Genomic DNA, 18,728 nt, shown 5'->3' with positions numbered 1-18,728 from the left:
GGTGAGCTAATTCGCTCACCTTTTCAAGAGTTATAGTTTGGGAAAAGAATTCCCAATCTATAATTATCATTCCCAAACTATAATAACTCTGATCATTTCAAAAATTAGTCGCGGTATGTCTCAATCGGAGGACATGCACATACTAAATTACGGTCGCCGTATACGTCATCGATACGTGTAACCGTTGGCCAGAACTTATCTTTAGCAACTGCTGGTACTGGGAATGCAGCGTAAAAACGGTCATACGCACGGTCCCATTCATTACCTAACACATCAGCTTGTGTGTGCGGTGCAAATACCAATGGGTTGTTTTCGATAGACCATTCACCAGAAATGATTTTATCAATTTCACCTTTAATCGATACCATCGCTTCGATAAAGCGGTCAATCTCGCCCTTAGACTCAGATTCAGTTGGCTCAATCATTAATGTGCCCGCTACTGGGAACGACATTGTTGGTGAGTGGAAACCATAATCTTGTAAGCGCTTAGCAACGTCCATTTCAGTAATGCCTGAGGCTTCTTTTAATGGGCGTAGGTCAATAATACATTCGTGGGCAACGCGATTGTTACGGCCACGGTATAAAATTGGGAAGTGCTTGCTAAGTTCATTGCTTAGGTAGTTAGCATTTACAATCGCCATTTCTGTCGCTTGTTTTAAGCCTTCAGAGCCCATCATGGCAATGTAAGCCCATGAAATAGGTAAAATAGCTGCAGAGCCGTAAGGCGCTGCCGATACTGCACCATTTCCTTCATTAGTACCTGGTACGTTAATTACGCTGTGGTTTGGCATAAATGGCGCAAGGTGCGATTTAACACCAATTGGGCCAACACCTGGGCCACCGCCGCCGTGTGGAATACAGAAGGTTTTATGTAAGTTTAAGTGCGATACATCTGAGCCAATAAAGCCTGGGCTAGTAACACCTACTTGCGCGTTCATGTTTGCGCCATCCATGTAAACTTGGCCACCATGCTGGTGAACAATTTCACATAATTCACGAATCGTTTCTTCGTATACACCGTGGGTAGATGGGTACGTTACCATGGCACATGATAGGTTTTCAGAGACTTCTTCAGCTTTTGCTTTTAAGTCTTCCATGTCGATGTTGCCGTTTTTATCACAGTTAACAACCACAATTTTCATGCTGGCCATTTGTGCCGAAGCTGGGTTAGTACCGTGTGCAGAACTTGGGATTAAACATACGTTACGGTGCGCATCCCCTCGTGACTCGTGGTATTTACGAATTGCGATAAGGCCTGCGTATTCACCTTGTGCACCTGAATTTGGTTGCAATGAAACCGCGTCGTAACCGGTAATGTTAACTAGCCAATCGTGTAGTTCGTTAATCATTACTTGGTAACCTTCTGCTTGGTCTAGCGGGCAGAATGGGTGAAGGTTAGCAAATTCAGGCCATGTAATTGGGATCATTTCAGCGGTCGCGTTTAGTTTCATGGTACATGAACCTAACGAGATCATAGAATGATTAAGCGCTAAATCTTTGTTTTCAAGGCGCTTAATATAGCGAAGCATGTCTGTTTCGCTGTGGTAGCTGTTAAAGTTTGGATGCGTTAGTATTTCATCATCACGCACTAAGCTTGCAGGAATAGACTCGCTGCCATTTGCTTCAACATCAGCGGCAATCGCATCTACGCTTAGGCCATGGCCTTCGCCTAAAATAATATCAAATAACTCAGCAACGTCTGCACGGGTTGTGGTTTCTGATACTGAAATTGAGTATTCACCCGCATGGTTAGCAGCAAAGTTAACGCCTTTAGCCACAGCACGCGCAATCACGTCGGCTTTGTTTTCATCAACCACTGTTAATGTGTCAAACCAAGTAGTGTGTTTAAGTGCCACACCTTTTGCTTTTAAGCCGGTTGCTAAAATATCAGCAAAACGGTGAATGCGTTGTGCAATGGTTTTTAAGCCTTGCGGGCCATGGTATACCGCGTAAAACGCAGCCATGTTCGCTAGCAATACTTGCGCAGTACAAATGTTTGAATTGGCTTTGTCGCGGCGAATATGTTGCTCGCGGGTTTGCATTGCCATACGTAATGCATCGTTACCTAAACGGTCTTTTGATACACCAATAATACGACCTGGTAATGAACGTTTGTATGCATCACGTGTTGCAAAAAATGCGGCATGAGGACCGCCGTAACCCATAGGTACACCAAAACGCTGTGCTGAACCCAGTACTACGTCGGCGCCTAATTTACCTGGTGCTTTTAATAGTAATAAGCTCATGATATCGGCAGCTACACAGGCAATCGCTTTTTTACTTTGTACGCCAGCTATTAGGTCAGTTATATCAACAATTTCGCCTGATGTTGACGGGTATTGAAATAACGCACCAAAAATATCGTGGTTCACAGCATCGGCGGCTTTACCTACAATAATTTCAAAACCAAATTGCTCTGCACGGGTGCTCACTACGTCAATGGTTTGCGTGTGTACGTCGTCGGCAATAAAGAACGCATTGGCTTTTTTAGCTTTAGATACACGTTTTGCAAGGCCCATAGCCTCGGCTGCAGCGGTTGATTCGTCAAGCAGTGAGGCACTTGCTAAATCTAGGCCGGTAATATCTAGGGTCATAGTCTGGAAATTTAATAGTGACTCTAAACGCCCTTGTGCAATCTCTGGCTGATACGGTGTGTACGCTGTGTACCAACCCGGGTTTTCAAGTACGTTACGTAAAATTACGTGCGGTACGTGAGTTGGGTGGTAGCCTTGGCCAATATACGATTTGAAAACTTTATTTTTGCTTGCTACTGATTTTAAGTAGCTTAGTGTTTCAACTTCGGTGCGGCTTTCGCCGATATTAAGACCTTGCTCAAGACGAATACCAGCAGGTACAGTTTGACCGATCAGCTCTTCAACGCTCGATACTTCAAGAGCGCTAAGCATGTCGTTTACTTGCGCTGGGCTTGGCCCAATATGGCGGCGAATAAAATCTTGCTTTTGCTCTAATTGTTCAAGAGATTTGGCGTTTGACATGTGTCCAGATTCCTATGATCCAAAAAAATGTGATTATTACTAATGGGTAACTAGCAATAATAAAAATATGTATGATTTAGCGGCTCACTTTGTATGGAAAAATAAGCGCTTTAATCATAAAAGCCCCAATGTTTTAACATAGAGGGGCTTTTATTAATTAACGATTAGTCTTCGTCAATTGTATGCGCGTAACCTTCAGCGTCTAATAAGTTATCTAACTCAGACTCTTCTGACGCTTTAATGCGGAATAACCAACCGTCGCCGTATGCGTCGTTGTTTACTGTTTCAGGCGCATCTTCTAGCTCTTCGTTAATGGCAACAATTTCACCGCTAATTGGCGCGTAAATGTCTGATGCCGCTTTTACTGACTCTGCTACTGCACAGTCTTCGCCAGCATCTACTTCGTCGCCTACTTCTGGTAATTCAACAAATACCATGTCGCCAAGTAGTTCTTGCGCATGCTCAGAAATACCAACAGTGTAAGTGCCGTCGCCTTCGTTACGAACCCACTCGTGTGAAGGTGCGTATTTTAACTCGCTAGGGATATTGCTCATTTTTTTCATCCTTTGGTTTAGATTGGGAGAATACCAATGAATAAGGCTAACTTATTTATTGGTATAACCAAATTATTTAGATTATTGATTTACCGTTACGTACAAAGCCCGACTTAACTACTTTTACGTTAACTAATTTTTTACGCATTTCTACTTGAGCTGTGTCGCCAGTTGAACGTGGTACACGTGCTAATGCAACACTATAGCCTAATGTTGGTGAGAATGTGCCAGATGTAATAACACCTTCGCCACCATCAACAATTACTTTAGAACCACTGCGTAGTACGCCTTTTTCTTCAAGAATAAGACCTACTTGCTTGTGAGTACTTTTTTCTGCACGTTGTTTTACCAAAACATCACGACCAATAAAGTCACGATCTTCTGGCTCCCATGCAATAGTCCATGCCATGTTAGCTGCCAGTGGTGATACGCTTTCGTCCATATCTAGGCCGTAAAGGTTCATACCTGCTTCTAAACGCAGTGTGTCGCGCGCACCTAAGCCCGCAGGCGCCACACCGGCATCAAGCAATTGCTGCCATAAATCGGCGGCTTGCTCGTTTGGTACTACAATTTCGTAACCGTCTTCGCCAGTATAACCTGTTGTAGCAATAAATAAATCACCGGCTTGAACACCAAAAAATGGCTTCATGCCTTCTACTGCAGCTTGCTGGTCTGCGTTTAATACCTGGGCTGTTTTAGTACGTGCATTAGGGCCTTGAACCGCAATCATGGCGTATTCTGGGCGCTCAGTAACCGTTACAGCAAAATCGCTCGACACCTTAGCTAAATGTGCTAAATCTTTTTCACGGGTCGCTGAGTTAACCACTAAGCGATAAAATGTTTCGCTAAAGTAGTAAATAATTAAGTCGTCGATTACGCCGCCTTGCTCGTTAAGCATGCCAGTGTAAAGCGCTTTACCTGGTACGGTTAACTTAGCAACATCGTTAGCTACTAGCTTGCGTAAAAACGCTTGTGCTTGCTCACCTTGTATATCAACAATGGTCATGTGCGACACATCAAACATACCCGCATCGTTACGTACAGCGTTGTGTTCTTCTATTTGTGAGCCGTAGTTAATTGGCATTTCCCAGCCATGAAAATCAACCATTTTTGCGCCGGCTTCAAGATGCTTTGCATGTAATACTGTTTTAGAAGTCATAATATTCCTTCACTTTTAAATTAACCCATGTGTGTGGGCGTGGCCTCAATTAAATGAGGGGGAATAACATGGTAGCCATTAATAAGCCTACCAAATTGTAATCTTTAACTTTTTATCCGTTAGGCTGCTTGAGTGTTGGTAACACTAAAGCCCTGTTGCTGCATATACTGTTGCCACTTATCAAGCGTGGCAGTTTTAGCAATAACAATAAACTGCTGTTCGTTGTTTTGATCTACTGCAGTAACAAACACATCACCACTTTGCGCGCCATAGCAAAGCTGCGCGTCAGCAAGGCGTAACCCTGGGGTTAGTTTAAATGCCTCAACTAAGGTATCAAATGCATTGTCGCCTTTTAAAGTAAAGGTCGCTAAGTCGGTGCGTACCACAAAGTCTATATCGTATCTAAGCTGCTGCTCGTTAATGAGCGCTTGTAATTGCAGGCTAGCATTAACTGGAAGTACAAATCGAAAGGCGGTTTCGCTAAAGTAGTAAACGGCGTAGCTAAAATCAGAATTTAAATCACCATCCAGTGTGCCTTTAAAGCCAAAGCCACTAGCGGTAAGTTTGGTGAGGTCATGACCTAAAATAGCACTTAAAAATACCGATGCTTCACTACCACTAAAGTCAATAACAACGTGACTGCTATCGGCTTGTAAGGCATTAATAACCGCGCTGTTAGCGTTGCTATGGCGGGCAAACATAATCGGGTTAAAAGTCATAACAAATACCTATCAATCTTTAATAGCAAAAGTATATTGCGCAAGCCTTACAACAACAAATTGTAATTACTTATCAATTGATAAATAATACTTATATATATAGCCATATAAATAGTAATTTTAAATATGAAAAATATTTCAACCGACAGTTTACGAACTTTTGTTATGGTGGTTGAGGTTGGTGGATTTGCCAAAGCAGGCGATTTACTTGGCCTTTCGCAACCTGCGGTGAGCTTACAAGTAAAACGCTTAGAAGACTTACTCGGCTATAAATTATTTAAAAAGCAGGGGCAACGACAAGTGCTCAACCAATATGGCGAGTTATTACTGCCTATGGCAAAGCAAATGGTGCAGCATAACGATGCCATTTTGCAGTTGTTCACCTCAGAAAGTGTAACCGGTAAAGTGCGCTTGGGGATCCCTAGCGAATTTGCCGCGCGTATTTTGCCCTCCATTATTGGCGATTTTGTGGCGCTCTACCCCGAGGTATCACTTGAAGTAAAATCACGTTTAAGTAAACACCTGCTCTCTGATGAGCGCCAAGATCAATTTGATTTAGTGTTAGCGCTTAACGAGCAACTAGACTCAGAAAAATTCCCTATTTTTATTCAAGACCAATTAGTGTGGGTGGGCGACCTATCACTGGCACAAAATGAAACGGTAACCTTAGTGACCGCGCCTGAGGGCTGTATTTACCGACGCAGAGCAACTCAGGCGCTTGAAAAAGCAGGCATTAAATATCGTATTGTTTACAGTAATGCCGATTTAACCGGTTTAATTGCCGCATTAAAAGAAGGCTTAGGTATAACAGTGCTCGCAAAAAGTACCGTACCTAACGATTTAGCCTATCACTTACACACTAAACATTTACCTGCGCTTGGTAGCATAGGTATTAGTTTAGTAAAAACCGCCAGCGAACCTGAAAACGCGGTATTTAAACTCGCCGAATTTATTAAGCTGCGCTTAGGCTATCCCACTGCTTAAATAACCTGAACTCTGGATAATAAATCTATCCCACACAGAGTTCAGGTTAAATTAACCGCCACCAGCCAATACATTATCCTAATTTTATAAGATTAGAATAAACACTTAGTTAAAAATGTTATAAAAATAGCGTGTTTTTACGACAAATGTAAATATAACTAAAACTTAATAATATTGATTCTCATTCGTTAACATGTTTAAATTACGCCAATTTTAGTAGTTGAACTATTTTTAGGGTAATCAATGTCACATAAATTTTTAGTTTCCTCGTTAACTGCAGCCGTAGCGCTGTCTTTAAGTGCTACAGCAATGGCAAAAGATGCCGGCGGCGTTGAACGCAACTTTGAACAAATTACCGTTATTGGCTCACAAGCAGCAATTAACGATATTCCAGGATCTGCTACATTTATCTCTGATGAAGAATTGCAAAAATTCGAATTTACCGATATTTCTCGCGTATTAGCATCTGTACCAGGTGTATACGTTCAAGAAGAAGATGGCTATGGTCTGCGTCCTAACATTGGTATGCGTGGCACAGGTACTGGCCGTAACGATAAAATTTCAGTAATGGAAGACGGCGTACTCGTTGCACCGGCTCCTTATTCTGCACCATCGGCTTATTACTTCCCAACTATGGGTCGTATGGAATCAATTGAAGTATTAAAAGGTGCTGCCTCAGTTAAATATGGCCCGCGCACTACCGGTGGTGTATTAAATTTACTTTCTCGCAGCTTACCAACTGAAGCAAATAGCTCTATGGGTATGGTTGACGCGGCACTTGGTAGCGATGGTTACTATAAAGGTCACGCTTACTTCGCTAAAGAAAAAAATAACACTGCTGGCTTAATTGAAGTGTTTTCTTACGGCGCTGATGGTTTTAAAGAATTACCTATAGGCGATGACAACACTGGTTTTGAAAAAAATGACGTACTGGTAAAATTTGGCCATACCTTTGGTGAAAACGATGCCCACAACATTGAGTTTAAAGCTAAGTACTCTGAAGAAACATCAGACGAAACGTACATGGGCTTAACTAACGCAGATTACCAAGAAAATCCTAACCGTCGTTATGCGGCATCGCAAAATGATGAGATGAACACCCGTCATAATGCATACCAAGTAAACTATGCATACCGCTTTGGTGAAGGTTACGAATTTTTAGCAACCGCTTACTTAAATGACTTCCACCGTAACTGGTACAAAGCCAGTAAAGTAAGCGAAAGCTACCTTGAGCAATACAGTGAATTTGAAGCAAGCCCAACGGCTGAAGGCATCGAAAACATAGGTGTTAAAGCTAATAACCGCGACTACCAAGCTAAAGGTGTGCAGTCTGAATTACACATTCCAGCGGGCGATCACTACATTACAGTTGGCGTACGTTACCACGAAGATGAAATGGATCGTTTCCAGTGGGAAGACAAATACACGCTTAATCAAGATTTAAGCATGACTCTTACCTCACAAGGCGCACCAGGCTCTAATAGCAACCGCTTAGACAGCGCCAAAGCAAGCACCCTATTTATTCAAGACGAATGGACAATGGATGCATTAGTAGTGAGTGCAGGTCTGCGTTATGAAGACATTACTATTACCCGTGAAGAATGGGCTAAATCAGATCCAACTCGTAGCCAAGGCTTAACGAAAGACATTTCAAACGATACTGAAATTTTAGTACCGTCTTTAGGTGCTACTTACACACTTAACGACAACGTAACGTTACTTGCAGGCATTCAAAAAGGTTATGCACCCGCAGCGCCAGGCAATGCTGACCAAGACGAAGAAGAAAGCGTCAACATTGAGTTTGGTTCTCGTTTTAATGCAAACGGCTTTAACGGTGAAGTGATTGCATTCTACTCTGATTACGACAACATGCATGGTAACTGTACCGCGTCAGTAGGCTGTAGCGACGACAACATTGGCGACCAATACAACTACGGTGAAGTAGAAGTATCAGGCTTTGAATTTAGCGCTGGTCGTACGTTTAATACTGCATCAGTTGCGTTCCCAGTTAAACTGACTTACACCTACACTGATTCAGAGTTTAAAAACACATTTGATTCAGAAATTTGGGGCTCTGTAGAAAAAGGCGATGCAATGCCTTACGTACCAGAAAACCAAGTTGCTTTATCATTTGGTGCCGAAGTGAATAACTTTGTTGTTAATAGCCAAATACGTTACGTATCGGATGCACATGCTGACCTTTCTGACTCAGGCTTAAATGCGATTGATAGCCGTGTTGTATGGGATTTAGCTGCTAAGTACTTAATTGATGAAAATCAAAAAGTATACCTAAGCGTTGATAACCTGTTTGATAAAACCTACATTGCTAACCGCGCAAATGGCGGTATTCAACCTGGTAAGCCACGCTCAGTACAAATGGGTTACTCTTACAGCTTTTAATAAAGCGCTAACTTAAAAGTACAAAAAAGCCGAGATTGATGTAATCAATCTCGGCTTTTTAATGCCTATGTGATTAGCTTAGGCTTAATTTGTTTCTGCGCGCTGGCGTAACACTTCAAATAAACAAATGCCGGTTGCTACCGATACATTTAAACTTGAAACCGTGCCTGCCATTGGGATTTTAACGAGCACATCACAATGCTCACGCGTTAAGCGGCGCATGCCCTCGCCTTCAGCACCCATCACAATCGCCATTGGGCCTGTTAAGCTGGCATCAAATACATGTGTGTCGGTTTCACCGGCAGTACCTACAACCCAAACGCCCGCGTCTTTTATTTCACGCAATGTACGTGCAAGGTTAGTTACCTGAATAAGCGGTACCGTTTCTGCTGCGCCACAGGCTACTTTACGTGCTGTGCCATTAAGCTTTGCTGATTTGTCTTTAGGAACAATCACCGCATGTACACCCGCTGCATCGGCACTACGTAAGCAAGCGCCTAAATTATGCGGATCGGTAATGCCATCAAGTACCAGTAAAAATGGCGTGTCTTCGCGTTCAATGATCTCATCGAGATCTTTTTCATTAAACACTCGCGCCGCTTTTACGTTGGCAATAATGCCTTGATGCTGTTCATCTTTCGCTTTGTTATCAAGCGCTTTTCGTTGCATAAACTGTACTGAAATACCAAACTGACGCGCTTGCTCAATCACAGGCGATAAACGCTTATCATCGCGTCCCTTAAGGGCATATATTTCTATAAAGCGCTCTGGCTCTTTTGCTAAAATTGCTTCAACAGAGTGAAAGCCAAAAATTAATTCATTACTCACGAATTGTTTGCTCCTGGGCTACTACGTTTACGGGCATTTTTACCTGGTCTTTTAGGCTTTTTGACCGCTTTCTTTTTGGTTTTTTCTTCGCGGTGGTGTCATCCGCTGTTACTTTAGATTTACCCGCTGCTTTAGTTTTACTTGCAGGCTTTTTTCCACCTTTTGGTTTTTTACTGTCGCTTGCTGACTTTTTACCCGGTATTTTACCGGCTTTAAGTTGCGAGCGAACGCTTGCTGGGGCATTCTTTTTTGGCGCACGACGACGCGCATAACGATCTTGAGCCACATCGCCTTTAAGCGTTAAGTTAATTCGGCGATCATCTAAGCTTACCGAGGCAACTTGTACAGTTACTTTATCGCCTAAACGATAAACCGTATGTGTGTGTTCACCCACCAAGCAATGTTTAGCCGCATCATGTTGGAAGTATTCATCACCTAAATTGGTAACATGAATTAATCCATCAATTTGCAAATCATCTAAACGAATAAATAAACCAAAATTAGTAACCGATGAAATAACCCCGTTAAACTCCGTGCCTACATGATCTTGCATGTATTCACATTTTAGCCAATCGGCTACTTCACGGGTGGCATCGTCTGCGCGGCGCTCAGTGGTAGAACACTGCTCACCAAGTTGATCGACTTCATCATCGCTGTAGGCATATTCACCTGACGTTTGTTGGCCTTGCGCTTTTAACACCGCTTTAATTGCACGGTGTACCACTAAATCGGGGTAACGGCGAATTGGCGAGGTAAAATGCGCATAAGCTGATAATGCTAAACCAAAGTGACCTATGTTATCTGGCTGATATACCGCTTGCTTCATTGAGCGCAGTAGCATAGTTTGAATAAGTTCAGCTTCAGGACGGTCCCCTAAACGAGCCAATACATGAGTGATCTCTTTCGGGGTAGGTTCATCGCTTAGCGTGCTTTCAATACCTAGCTCAGTTAAAAACTGAGTAAAGTTACCCAGTTTTTCGCTATCGGGTTCATCATGCACCCTAAATAACGCACTTGCTTCGTGTTTCTCAAGTAATTTAGCCGCCGATACATTGGCTAAAATCATACATTCTTCAATCAGCTTGTGAGCATCGTTACGAATAACTGGCACAATAGATTCTATTTTACGCTGTGCGTTAAATACAAAACGGGTTTCGAGTGTTTCAAATTCAATTGCACCACGCTCTTGGCGTGCTGCTTTTAATGCCATGTACATTTGCTGTAAGTCAGTTAAATGTGGCACTACAGCTGCGTATTCTTTACGGAGCTTTTCATCATTTTGTAAAATGGCATTTACTTTGGTGTAGGTTAAACGAGCATGCGAATTCATTAGTGCTTCGTAAAACTTATAGCCCGACAGCTTACCCTCTTGCGATACGGTCATTTCTGCAACCATACACAAGCGATCAACCTCAGGGTTAAGCGAACACAAACCGTTAGACAATACTTTTGGCAGCATTGGAATAACTTGCTCAGGGAAATACACTGAATTACCGCGCTCTATCGCTTCTTTGTTAAGCGGCGTGTTCATACCTACATAATGGGATACATCGGCAATGGCTACCCATAAACGCCAGCCACCTGATTTTTTAGGCTCACAATAAACTGCATCATCAAAGTCGCGAGCGTCTTCGCCATCAATAGTGACAAGTGGTAAGCCGCGTAAATCAACACGGCCTTGCTTATCGGCTTCTTCAACAAATTCACCTAAGTGGGCAACTTGCTGCTCAACTTCTTCAGGCCACACGTGTGGAATATCGTGATTACGCAGCGCAACTTCAATTTCCATACCCGGCGCTAAATGCTCGCCCAGTACGTCAATCACTTTACCTACCGCATTCATATTACGGCTTGGATTTTGAGTTATTTGCACTTGCACCATTTGGTTGTGGCGTGCGCCTTTTTCGTTACCCGGTAAAATAATAATATCTTGGGTAATGCGCGGATCTTCAGCAACCACCACAGCAATACCATGCTCAACAAAATAGCGGCCAACAATAGGCGCTCGCTCATTAGTAAGCACTTTAATAATACGGGCATCGCATTTTGAGCCTGAACCACGCTTAGTGCCTTTCGCAAGAACAATGTCGCCATGTAGCACCATATTCATTTGATGCTTGGCAATAAACCAGTCTTTGCTCTCGCCTTCAACTTCTAAAAAGCCAAAACCGTCTCTATGACCGACAACTTTGCCTTTGGTTAAACCGGCTTCGTCAATCAGGGCATAACATTTAAATTTATTAAAATACAATTGCCCGTCGCGCTCCATGGCACGAAGTCGGCGCTTAAATGCTATTTGTCGTTCTTCATCGTTGACCGCGAGTTCTTCGCATAGTTGCGTGTAATTAGCAGGTTTTGAACGCTCTTGAAGGTGAGTAAGTATAAACTCACGACTAGGGACTGGGTTTTCGTACTTTTCTTGTTCTCGACTGAGATTTGGATCTTGGTTTGACATTCACTATCTTGTTAGTTGGTTATGTAAGCATTTTAACTCATATACTCGAAATGAGACAGGTAAAAGCCATTAAACTTTTAATAAAGCGTTATTAGCTTTTGCATTTTGTAGCAATGTAGCTAAATAACACTTAACACCTACTTAATTAATGCACATGAAAGTGAGTAAATTAGTTATGCTGATGTTTACTCACTTTTATAAAAACAGCTTACTTTTGCTGTAGTTTCTTCCACAATAGCGTGCTGATGTTTTCAATAAAAGCCGAGTCTTGTGCAGCCATAACATCGAGTATTGGTTTGTTCATTTGGGTTTTGTTTTGAGCATATATCCAACGGTTTTTATTAAAGCTTTGCGCAAACTCTAACACACCCGTTTGCAAGGCTTGCTCATCAGCAAAAATCGCTTCTACCACATTTTGTTGTAGCAGTTTATGCGCGTCAACACGCTCGCCAGTCATAGCTAAGCGGTTAAAAAATTGCGGATTAATCGCTTTATTAATAATCGGAAACATAGACGGTACAAACGGTACCAGTACATCAACTTCAGGAAAGCAGAAAAAGCCTTTGTCAGATTTCATAAACCGAAAATCACAGGCACATGCCAGCACCGAGCCATTACCATAAGTGTGGCCGTTTAATGCAGCAATGATAGGCATAGGAAACGTCACTATGCGTTTAAATAACTGCCCTATCGAATTCATAAAATCAGCAATAACTGTAGGCGTGTTATCTGGACTTGCCATCCACTGTAAATCTATTCCCAATGACCAGCTTTTATCACTGTTTGAGGTTAATACCACGGCGTTAATATCGCCATTGGCTTCTATGCTATCTAAGTGTTGATTAAGTTCAGCTATAAAACTAGGGTTATGGCGGTTTTCAGCGGTATTCATGGTAAGTATTGCCACGTTTTGCTCAGTGGTGATTTTTATTAATGCGGTCATTCGAGCCTCTTTGAGTGCATTTAGCTGCGCTTTTAGCACTTTTCGTTACTTTTATAGTTATAAATAGCATAGTAACGCGTAGTTTTGATTTTACAATCGCTATTACACTTAAAAAGTTAACCCCTTAATGGTTGCATATTAATTATTAAGGCTTTTAAAAATTTCATCTTAAGTAATTAATAGTAATGTTAAACTGCATTAAAAGCAGCGCAAGGAAACATCATGCAGTCCCAACAACAAAGCTTAATTTACTTACACATTGCCGTCCTTTTATTTGGCGGTACCGCCTTATTCGCAAAGCTAATTGGTTTAAATGCATTAGATATTACCGCTTATCGCGCGGCTATTGCTGGGGTGGCAATTTGTGTGCTGCTGACCTTGCAAAAAAAACCGATTAAGCTGCATCGCGCTAAAGATTATGTGATTGCCATTTTATTGGGCATTGCTGTGGGAATTCATTGGGTAACCTACTTTGCTGGCATGCAATTGGCAGGAATTACCGTGGGCATGTTAGCCTTTTTTACCTATCCGGTGATCACGGTATTTTTAGAGCCTCTATTTAATAAAAGTAAGCCCAAGACAAAAGATATAATAAGTGCTGTAGTGGTGATTACTGGTATTTATTTATTGATCCCTAACGTTAATTTAGGCGATGACATCACCTTAGGTGTTGTAACGGGGGTGGTATCAGCATTGTTTTTTGCTATTCGTAATATTACCCATAAACGCTACTTTAGCGAATATGGTGGGCCGCAAACCATGTTTTATCAAACGTTAGTCGCAAGCTTGATGCTGTGTGCTTTTATTGAAGTGTCCATAACACAAATTAATGATGCTGATTTAATATTGCTGCTTATTGCGGGTGTGGTTTTTACTGCAATGCCACATTCGTTATTTGCAGCAAGTTTAAAAAATTTATCAGCAGCGACCGCTGGATTGATTTCTTGCTTACAGCCTCTTTATGGCACAATACTGGCTATAATTATTCTGCACGAACGCCCCTCAGTGATGACCCTGATTGGCGGCGCACTGATTGTTAGTGCTGCGTGCTTTGAAACTTGGTCAATTTCACGGAAAAAGCAGCCATGAAAATATTTGCTCATAGAGGCACAAGCACACACTTTCCTGAAAATACGCAAAGCGCCATTATGGCGGCGTTAAAAGCGAATGTAGATGGCATTGAGGTTGATGTACAAAGCGCACTTGATGACTACGTGATTATTCACGATACCTACCTAGATAGAACCACTAATGGTAAGGGTAAAGTGTGCGACCTAAGCGCTCAGCAAATTCAACAATTTGATGCGGGAAATGGCGAGCAAGTACCTACCCTGCAGCAATTAATTGACTGGAATAACAACCAAACCTTACTTAATTTAGAGCTAAAACATACCTTTGAACTAGAAAAGTTTGCCACCCAACTGGAAATGAATATTGCCGCAAACAAAATATCCGCTGACAATATTTTAGTTTCATCATTTAATCATCATCAACTACACTGGCTAAAGAGCCGCTTACCTTGGCTTAAAATTGGCACACTTACTGCATCAATTCCATTGCAGTATGCAAAGTTTGCTGAGGACTTACAGGCCTTTAGCATTCATGTTGACAAAAACTTTATGAACAAGTCGTTTGTTGACGATGCCAAATTGCGCGGCTTACAGGTGTTTGCCTACACCGTTGATGAAGTTGAAGATATTAAACTGATGCTTGCCTGTGGCATAGATGGCATTTTTACTAACGACCCTGAACGAACTAAGCATTATTTAGCGCAATTAAATGAACTATAACTAATTATTTAATTGCTATTTATGCTATAAAAACAATAATTTAGTAGGTCACTATTTAATGAGTAGCTACATGCGTATTTATAATTTTTTAGAACAAACTTTGTTTTTTACTTTAACCCGAAAAATAGTGGGTAATTTAAGCTTTGTATTTTTATTTCAAGCTATTACATTATTTTGGTTACATAGTAGCTTAGCTGAGACCCAGCAAAACACAGGGCTGTTTTGGGCGCTTACTTTGCTAATTATTGCAGGGTTTATTTTTACTATTTTTTATATGCGCTTTTTAATTGTGCGCCCGGTAAAAGCCATGCGTGATACGCTGATCAATATTAATCAACAAGATGCCAACTTAGCTGCCAAACTTCCTCATTTTACTTTTGATGAATTTAGAGATTTAAGTGAACAATATAATCAGTTTACTACGCATTTAAACAGCTTATTAAGTACGACCTACAGCAGCGCTCAGGAAAGCGTGCAAAGTAATAGCCAAGTAACGCAATCAATGCAGCACACCGAGCAGCTAAGCGAACAGCAAATTAATTTAAGCCACACCATAATTAATGCCAGCAACCAAATTACCCAAAGCCTGCAAGATATAGTAAGTAACACTGATAGCGTACATCAGGTAAATAATGAACACCTTAGCTTTGTTAAGCTCTCTGCAAGCGAACTGTCTAAACTGGTTGAACAGGTGAGACTTATTAATGAAATGCTAGGTAGTTTTTCGAAAACGATTGCAGGCTTAAAAGAGAATAGTGAAAACATTCGCAGCATTTTGAAAATGGTAGAAGAGTTTTCTGATCAAACTAACTTATTAGCGCTTAATGCGGCAATTGAAGCAGCCCGCGCCGGAGAAGCTGGGCGAGGTTTTGCCGTGGTTGCCGATGAAGTTCGTACCCTATCGGTTAAAGTAAGTGATGCAACCCGCCAAATTAGTGATTTTATTACTCAAATGAATGAGCTGGTTAATGAAACCAATAAAGAGTCTCAGCAGTTAATTAGTCACTCTAATAATGCACAAGCTGCAATCAACGATACCTCAGAAGGTTTTGGAAAAATGCTCAATGAATTTGAGCATAATCAGCAGCAATTACAGCAAATAGCTAACGCGGTTCATTTGCTCGAAGATACCCAAAACCAAACCCATGAATCGGTTGAACAAATTGTGGCGCTTGGCGAACAAGCAAAGCAACAAATAGACACCGCATTGCATGACTCTGAGCAATCACAAAAACTGAGTCAACAAACCCAACAACAGTTAAAGCGTTTTGTAGACTAGCATCAGACTAGTTTTACCCAAGCCGCGATTATGCTAAATTACGCGGCTTATAATATAACTGTGTGAAGCATGTGAGCGACGTCAATCTAAATTATGAACAGCTAGCCCAGCAAATAAAGCTATGGGGTCAAGAACTTGGCTTTAGTGAAGTGGGTATTACTGACATTGATTTAACTAAGCATGAAGCACAGCTGCAGCGATGGCTTGATGCGGGTTTTCATGGCTCAATGGATTATATGGCGGCACATGGGATGAAGCGCGCTCGCCCTAATGAGTTAGTACCCGGAACACAGCGGGTTATTTCAGTTAAAATGAATTACCTCCCACCTGATTCTGGCTTCGCCAAAAACCTTAAAAATACCGAAAAAGCCTATATCAGCCGATATGCGCTTGGCCGTGACTATCATAAGTTGATGCGCAACCGAATCAAACAGTTAGGTAAAAAAATTGAACAACATGTGGGTGACTATAGCTTTAGACCTTTTGTTGATTCAGCCCCTGTACTTGAACGTCAACTCGCTGAAAAAGCGGGATTAGGCTGGCGCGGAAAGCATTCTTTATTAATAAATAAAGAGGCGGGTTCTTGGTTCTTTTTAGGTGAGCTTTTTGTCGACTTACCTTTACCTATTGATAACGAAAACACTTTTGAGGGCTGCGGCAAATGCGTTGCCTGCATAACACTTTGCCCTACTGGTGCTATTGTAGAACCTTATGTGGTTGATGCGCGTAAGTGCATTTCGTATTTAACTATAGAGCATCAAGGTGCTATTCCTGAGCAATACAGAGCATTAATGGGAAATCGCATTTATGGCTGTGACGATTGCCAATTGGTATGCCCATGGAACCGCTACGGAAAAATTACTGATGAGGCTGACTTTCATCCTCGTACACAATTAAAAAACAAAGATTTACTCGAGTTATTTGCTTGGGATGAAACTACCTTTTTAAAAAATACCGAGGGCAGTCCAATCCGCCGCATTGGCCATGAACGTTGGCTACGAAATATAGCCGTTGGCTTAGGCAACGCAGATTTTAGCCCGGCAATTATTGCTGCGCTCGAAGATAAACGCCAAACGGTAAGTGATATGGTGGGTGAACATATAAATTGGGCACTCGCACAGCAACACGATAAACAAAGGCAAAAGCTACGTAAAACAGCACGGTTAATTCGTATAGTTGAAAAAGGCTTACCCAGAGACGCATAAGCCTTTTACCCTTTTAACCTCCTCTGCGATCTCTTAGCTCTCTTTGTGCATAATTTACTAATATATGATTTAACACAGAGAAGAAAATGAGGAGTAAATGAGAAGCCACAATTAAAGTACAGATTTTAGTTAATCTGTAGCGCACACCTTTCGTATTTAACCTTTAAAAGACGCGACATAAAGTCGCTGCTACAAGTTAATGTATCAATCGTAGCAAGGAGTTTACCCCGCGCCTCGCAGCCCGTAACCCGCACCTTTAGCCTTTCAACAATAAAGCGAGATCTTGCTCTATCTCTGAGAACGCTTTTTTAACCTGATCAACAGATTCTTGGCGTGCCACCGAATTTTGTATTGTTTCATCGACCTTTCTATAAATAAACACTTCTTGGTCTTCATCGAGTCCCATGGTTGGGATCCGCTCTTCTAGCTCTTCTTGAAGTCGTTTAAACACTTTTTCGTTATTTATCCGGCTGTCGTTAAGCAATCCAATTAAACTATGAAACTTACTGTGAACAGTACTCGCCACTTTGTTTAATCGCTCTTGCTGCGAAACCAACATTTGCTTAGTGGTAATAGCCCGCAACTGCTGCTCAGTTACACTAACAATAAAGCAAATATGGTCACGAATTCGCCCGTGTTTTTGCTCGTCGTGTTCTGGCATATTTAAAATCAGCAAACTCACAAGCTCGTAATTAACTAAAATTCGATGAGAAAATTCATGCAATCGCCCTTTGCTTTTAAGCATTTCAAATAACTCAATAACAATGGGTGAACACACGCCATTTAATGCAAAGTGCGATTTGATATCGTTACATCTAAATTCAATATTACTTTGCAAGTTAAATGCCTGTAAGCACTCCACTAACGCCTTGCCTAACTCCTCTACATCGTTAATAAATCCAATATGTTCAACATAGTTAACTATCTGCCCCATTTCACTACTGTTAGCCATGGCATTAAAGGCGGTAGAGGTTGCTTCTTTTACCTGTTTTTCCAGTTGCTGTTTTTCTAGTAAAACCTGATTGAGTTTCTGTAACTTTTGCTTTAGTTCATCGTGCCCAAACGGTTTTACAATATAATCTTCAGCGCCGACAGAATACCCTTCCATACGCTCCTCAACCGTTCCCCTTGCAGATACAAACATCACAATAATGTCATGCGTAATAGGGTTCGCTTTAAGCTCTTTACATACCTCGTAACCATTCATTTTTGGCATGCTGACATCAAGTAAAATAACCTGAGGCATATACTCTTCAACCATACTTAAACACTCTTGGCCACTTGAGGCGAGCCTGAGCTCAAAGTCAAGTTCCTCTAGAATTTCTTCAATTATTTCGAGGTTAAATGGTTCATCGTCGACTGCAAGAATTTTAGTTAAAGCCATAATTTCTCATCCATATAAATCGTGTTCATTAA

14 protein-coding genes are annotated in these 18,728 nt (G+C 41.6%); 6 read left to right on the top strand and 8 right to left on the bottom strand.

Annotated elements, in window-relative coordinates; all coding sequences use genetic code 11:
- Positions 1 to 104: 104 nt before the first annotated feature.
- The 4 genes from gcvP to P20439_RS06115 form a co-directional block, all read right to left on the bottom strand.
- Positions 105 to 2,996, bottom strand: coding sequence for an aminomethyl-transferring glycine dehydrogenase (gcvP, locus tag P20439_RS06130; protein WP_008112429.1), 2,892 nt, complete (start codon positions 2,994 to 2,996; stop codon positions 105 to 107).
- 164 nt (positions 2,997 to 3,160) lie between these two features.
- On the bottom strand, positions 3,161 to 3,550 hold the full coding sequence (gcvH, locus tag P20439_RS06125; RefSeq protein WP_008112430.1) for a glycine cleavage system protein GcvH: 390 nt from the start codon (positions 3,548 to 3,550) through the stop codon (positions 3,161 to 3,163).
- 76 nt (positions 3,551 to 3,626) lie between these two features.
- The gene (gcvT, locus tag P20439_RS06120) at positions 3,627 to 4,709 is read right to left on the bottom strand and encodes a glycine cleavage system aminomethyltransferase GcvT (RefSeq protein ID WP_008465327.1); all 1,083 of its coding nucleotides are present in this window, start codon (positions 4,707 to 4,709) and stop codon (positions 3,627 to 3,629) included.
- Between the two features lie 119 nt (positions 4,710 to 4,828).
- On the bottom strand, positions 4,829 to 5,428 hold the full coding sequence (locus P20439_RS06115) for a hypothetical protein (protein ID WP_008465326.1): 600 nt from the start codon (positions 5,426 to 5,428) through the stop codon (positions 4,829 to 4,831).
- Positions 5,429 to 5,554: 126 nt separating this feature from the next.
- Between P20439_RS06115 and P20439_RS06110 the strand changes: the two genes are divergently transcribed.
- Positions 5,555 to 6,412: a LysR family transcriptional regulator gene (locus tag P20439_RS06110; RefSeq protein WP_008465324.1), complete on the top strand. Its 858-nt coding sequence runs from the start codon at positions 5,555 to 5,557 to the stop codon at positions 6,410 to 6,412.
- A gap of 243 nt (positions 6,413 to 6,655) precedes the next feature.
- Positions 6,656 to 8,812: a TonB-dependent receptor domain-containing protein gene (locus P20439_RS06105; RefSeq protein ID WP_008465322.1), complete on the top strand. Its 2,157-nt coding sequence runs from the start codon at positions 6,656 to 6,658 to the stop codon at positions 8,810 to 8,812.
- 84 nt (positions 8,813 to 8,896) lie between these two features.
- On the opposite strand, the gene rlmB is transcribed toward P20439_RS06105, so the two are convergent.
- The 3 genes from rlmB to P20439_RS06090 form a co-directional block, all read right to left on the bottom strand.
- Positions 8,897 to 9,640, bottom strand: a complete 744-nt coding sequence (gene rlmB / locus P20439_RS06100; protein WP_008112440.1) for a 23S rRNA (guanosine(2251)-2'-O)-methyltransferase RlmB — start codon at positions 9,638 to 9,640, stop codon at positions 8,897 to 8,899.
- On the bottom strand, positions 9,633 to 12,095 hold the full coding sequence (gene rnr, locus P20439_RS06095; protein WP_008465320.1) for a ribonuclease R: 2,463 nt from the start codon (positions 12,093 to 12,095) through the stop codon (positions 9,633 to 9,635). The genes rlmB and rnr overlap by 8 nt, the downstream gene beginning before the upstream one ends.
- A 208-nt stretch (positions 12,096 to 12,303) precedes the next feature.
- Positions 12,304 to 13,038 (bottom strand): enoyl-CoA hydratase/isomerase family protein, encoded by a 735-nt coding sequence (locus tag P20439_RS06090; RefSeq protein WP_050947005.1) that lies wholly within the window; start codon positions 13,036 to 13,038, stop codon positions 12,304 to 12,306.
- Between the two features lie 222 nt (positions 13,039 to 13,260).
- Here P20439_RS06090 and P20439_RS06085 point away from each other — a divergent pair, with 222 nt between their 5' ends.
- The 4 genes from P20439_RS06085 to queG all read left to right on the top strand — a co-directional run bounded on the left by P20439_RS06085 (position 13,261) and on the right by queG (position 17,312).
- Positions 13,261 to 14,127: a DMT family transporter gene (locus P20439_RS06085; RefSeq protein ID WP_008465316.1), complete on the top strand. Its 867-nt coding sequence runs from the start codon at positions 13,261 to 13,263 to the stop codon at positions 14,125 to 14,127.
- On the top strand, positions 14,124 to 14,828 hold the full coding sequence (locus P20439_RS06080; protein ID WP_008465314.1) for a glycerophosphodiester phosphodiesterase family protein: 705 nt from the start codon (positions 14,124 to 14,126) through the stop codon (positions 14,826 to 14,828). Before P20439_RS06085 ends, P20439_RS06080 begins: the two co-directional genes overlap by 4 nt.
- 58 nt (positions 14,829 to 14,886) lie before the next feature.
- On the top strand, positions 14,887 to 16,107 hold the full coding sequence (locus tag P20439_RS06075) for a methyl-accepting chemotaxis protein (protein ID WP_036933036.1): 1,221 nt from the start codon (positions 14,887 to 14,889) through the stop codon (positions 16,105 to 16,107).
- Positions 16,108 to 16,178: 71 nt separating this feature from the next.
- Positions 16,179 to 17,312: a tRNA epoxyqueuosine(34) reductase QueG gene (gene queG / locus P20439_RS06070; protein WP_036933034.1), complete on the top strand. Its 1,134-nt coding sequence runs from the start codon at positions 16,179 to 16,181 to the stop codon at positions 17,310 to 17,312.
- 256 nt (positions 17,313 to 17,568) lie between these two features.
- Here the strand turns inward: queG and P20439_RS06065 are convergent, their stop codons facing one another.
- Positions 17,569 to 18,696 carry a PleD family two-component system response regulator gene (locus tag P20439_RS06065; protein WP_008115345.1) on the bottom strand — a complete coding sequence of 376 codons (1,128 nt, stop codon included), beginning with the start codon at positions 18,694 to 18,696 and terminating at the stop codon, positions 17,569 to 17,571.
- Positions 18,697 to 18,728: the final 32 nt, after the last annotated feature.

This window comes from Pseudoalteromonas sp. BSi20439, from assembly GCF_000241165.1.
GTDB lineage: Bacteria > Pseudomonadota > Gammaproteobacteria > Enterobacterales > Alteromonadaceae > Pseudoalteromonas.
The sequence above is the reverse complement of the archived record's forward strand: the minus strand, read 5'-3'. Positions and strand labels throughout refer to the sequence as shown.

Bases quoted from the DNA above. Each gene is read 5' to 3' on its own strand.
- P20439_RS06065 (WP_008115345.1), bottom strand. From the start codon at position 18,696: ATGGCTTTAACTAAAATTCTTGCAGTCGACGATGAACCATTTAACCTC.
- P20439_RS06105 (WP_008465322.1), top strand. From the start codon at position 6,656: ATGTCACATAAATTTTTAGTTTCCTCGTTAACTGCAGCCGTAGCGCTG.
- P20439_RS06080 (WP_008465314.1), top strand. From the start codon at position 14,124: ATGAAAATATTTGCTCATAGAGGCACAAGCACACACTTTCCTGAAAAT.
- P20439_RS06085 (WP_008465316.1), top strand. From the start codon at position 13,261: ATGCAGTCCCAACAACAAAGCTTAATTTACTTACACATTGCCGTCCTT.
- gcvP (WP_008112429.1), bottom strand. From the start codon at position 2,996: ATGTCAAACGCCAAATCTCTTGAACAATTAGAGCAAAAGCAAGATTTT.
- P20439_RS06075 (WP_036933036.1), top strand. From the start codon at position 14,887: ATGAGTAGCTACATGCGTATTTATAATTTTTTAGAACAAACTTTGTTT.
- gcvH (WP_008112430.1), bottom strand. From the start codon at position 3,550: ATGAGCAATATCCCTAGCGAGTTAAAATACGCACCTTCACACGAGTGG.
- rnr (WP_008465320.1), bottom strand. From the start codon at position 12,095: ATGTCAAACCAAGATCCAAATCTCAGTCGAGAACAAGAAAAGTACGAA.
- P20439_RS06090 (WP_050947005.1), bottom strand. From the start codon at position 13,038: ATGACCGCATTAATAAAAATCACCACTGAGCAAAACGTGGCAATACTT.
- P20439_RS06115 (WP_008465326.1), bottom strand. From the start codon at position 5,428: ATGACTTTTAACCCGATTATGTTTGCCCGCCATAGCAACGCTAACAGC.
- P20439_RS06110 (WP_008465324.1), top strand. From the start codon at position 5,555: ATGAAAAATATTTCAACCGACAGTTTACGAACTTTTGTTATGGTGGTT.
- gcvT (WP_008465327.1), bottom strand. From the start codon at position 4,709: ATGACTTCTAAAACAGTATTACATGCAAAGCATCTTGAAGCCGGCGCA.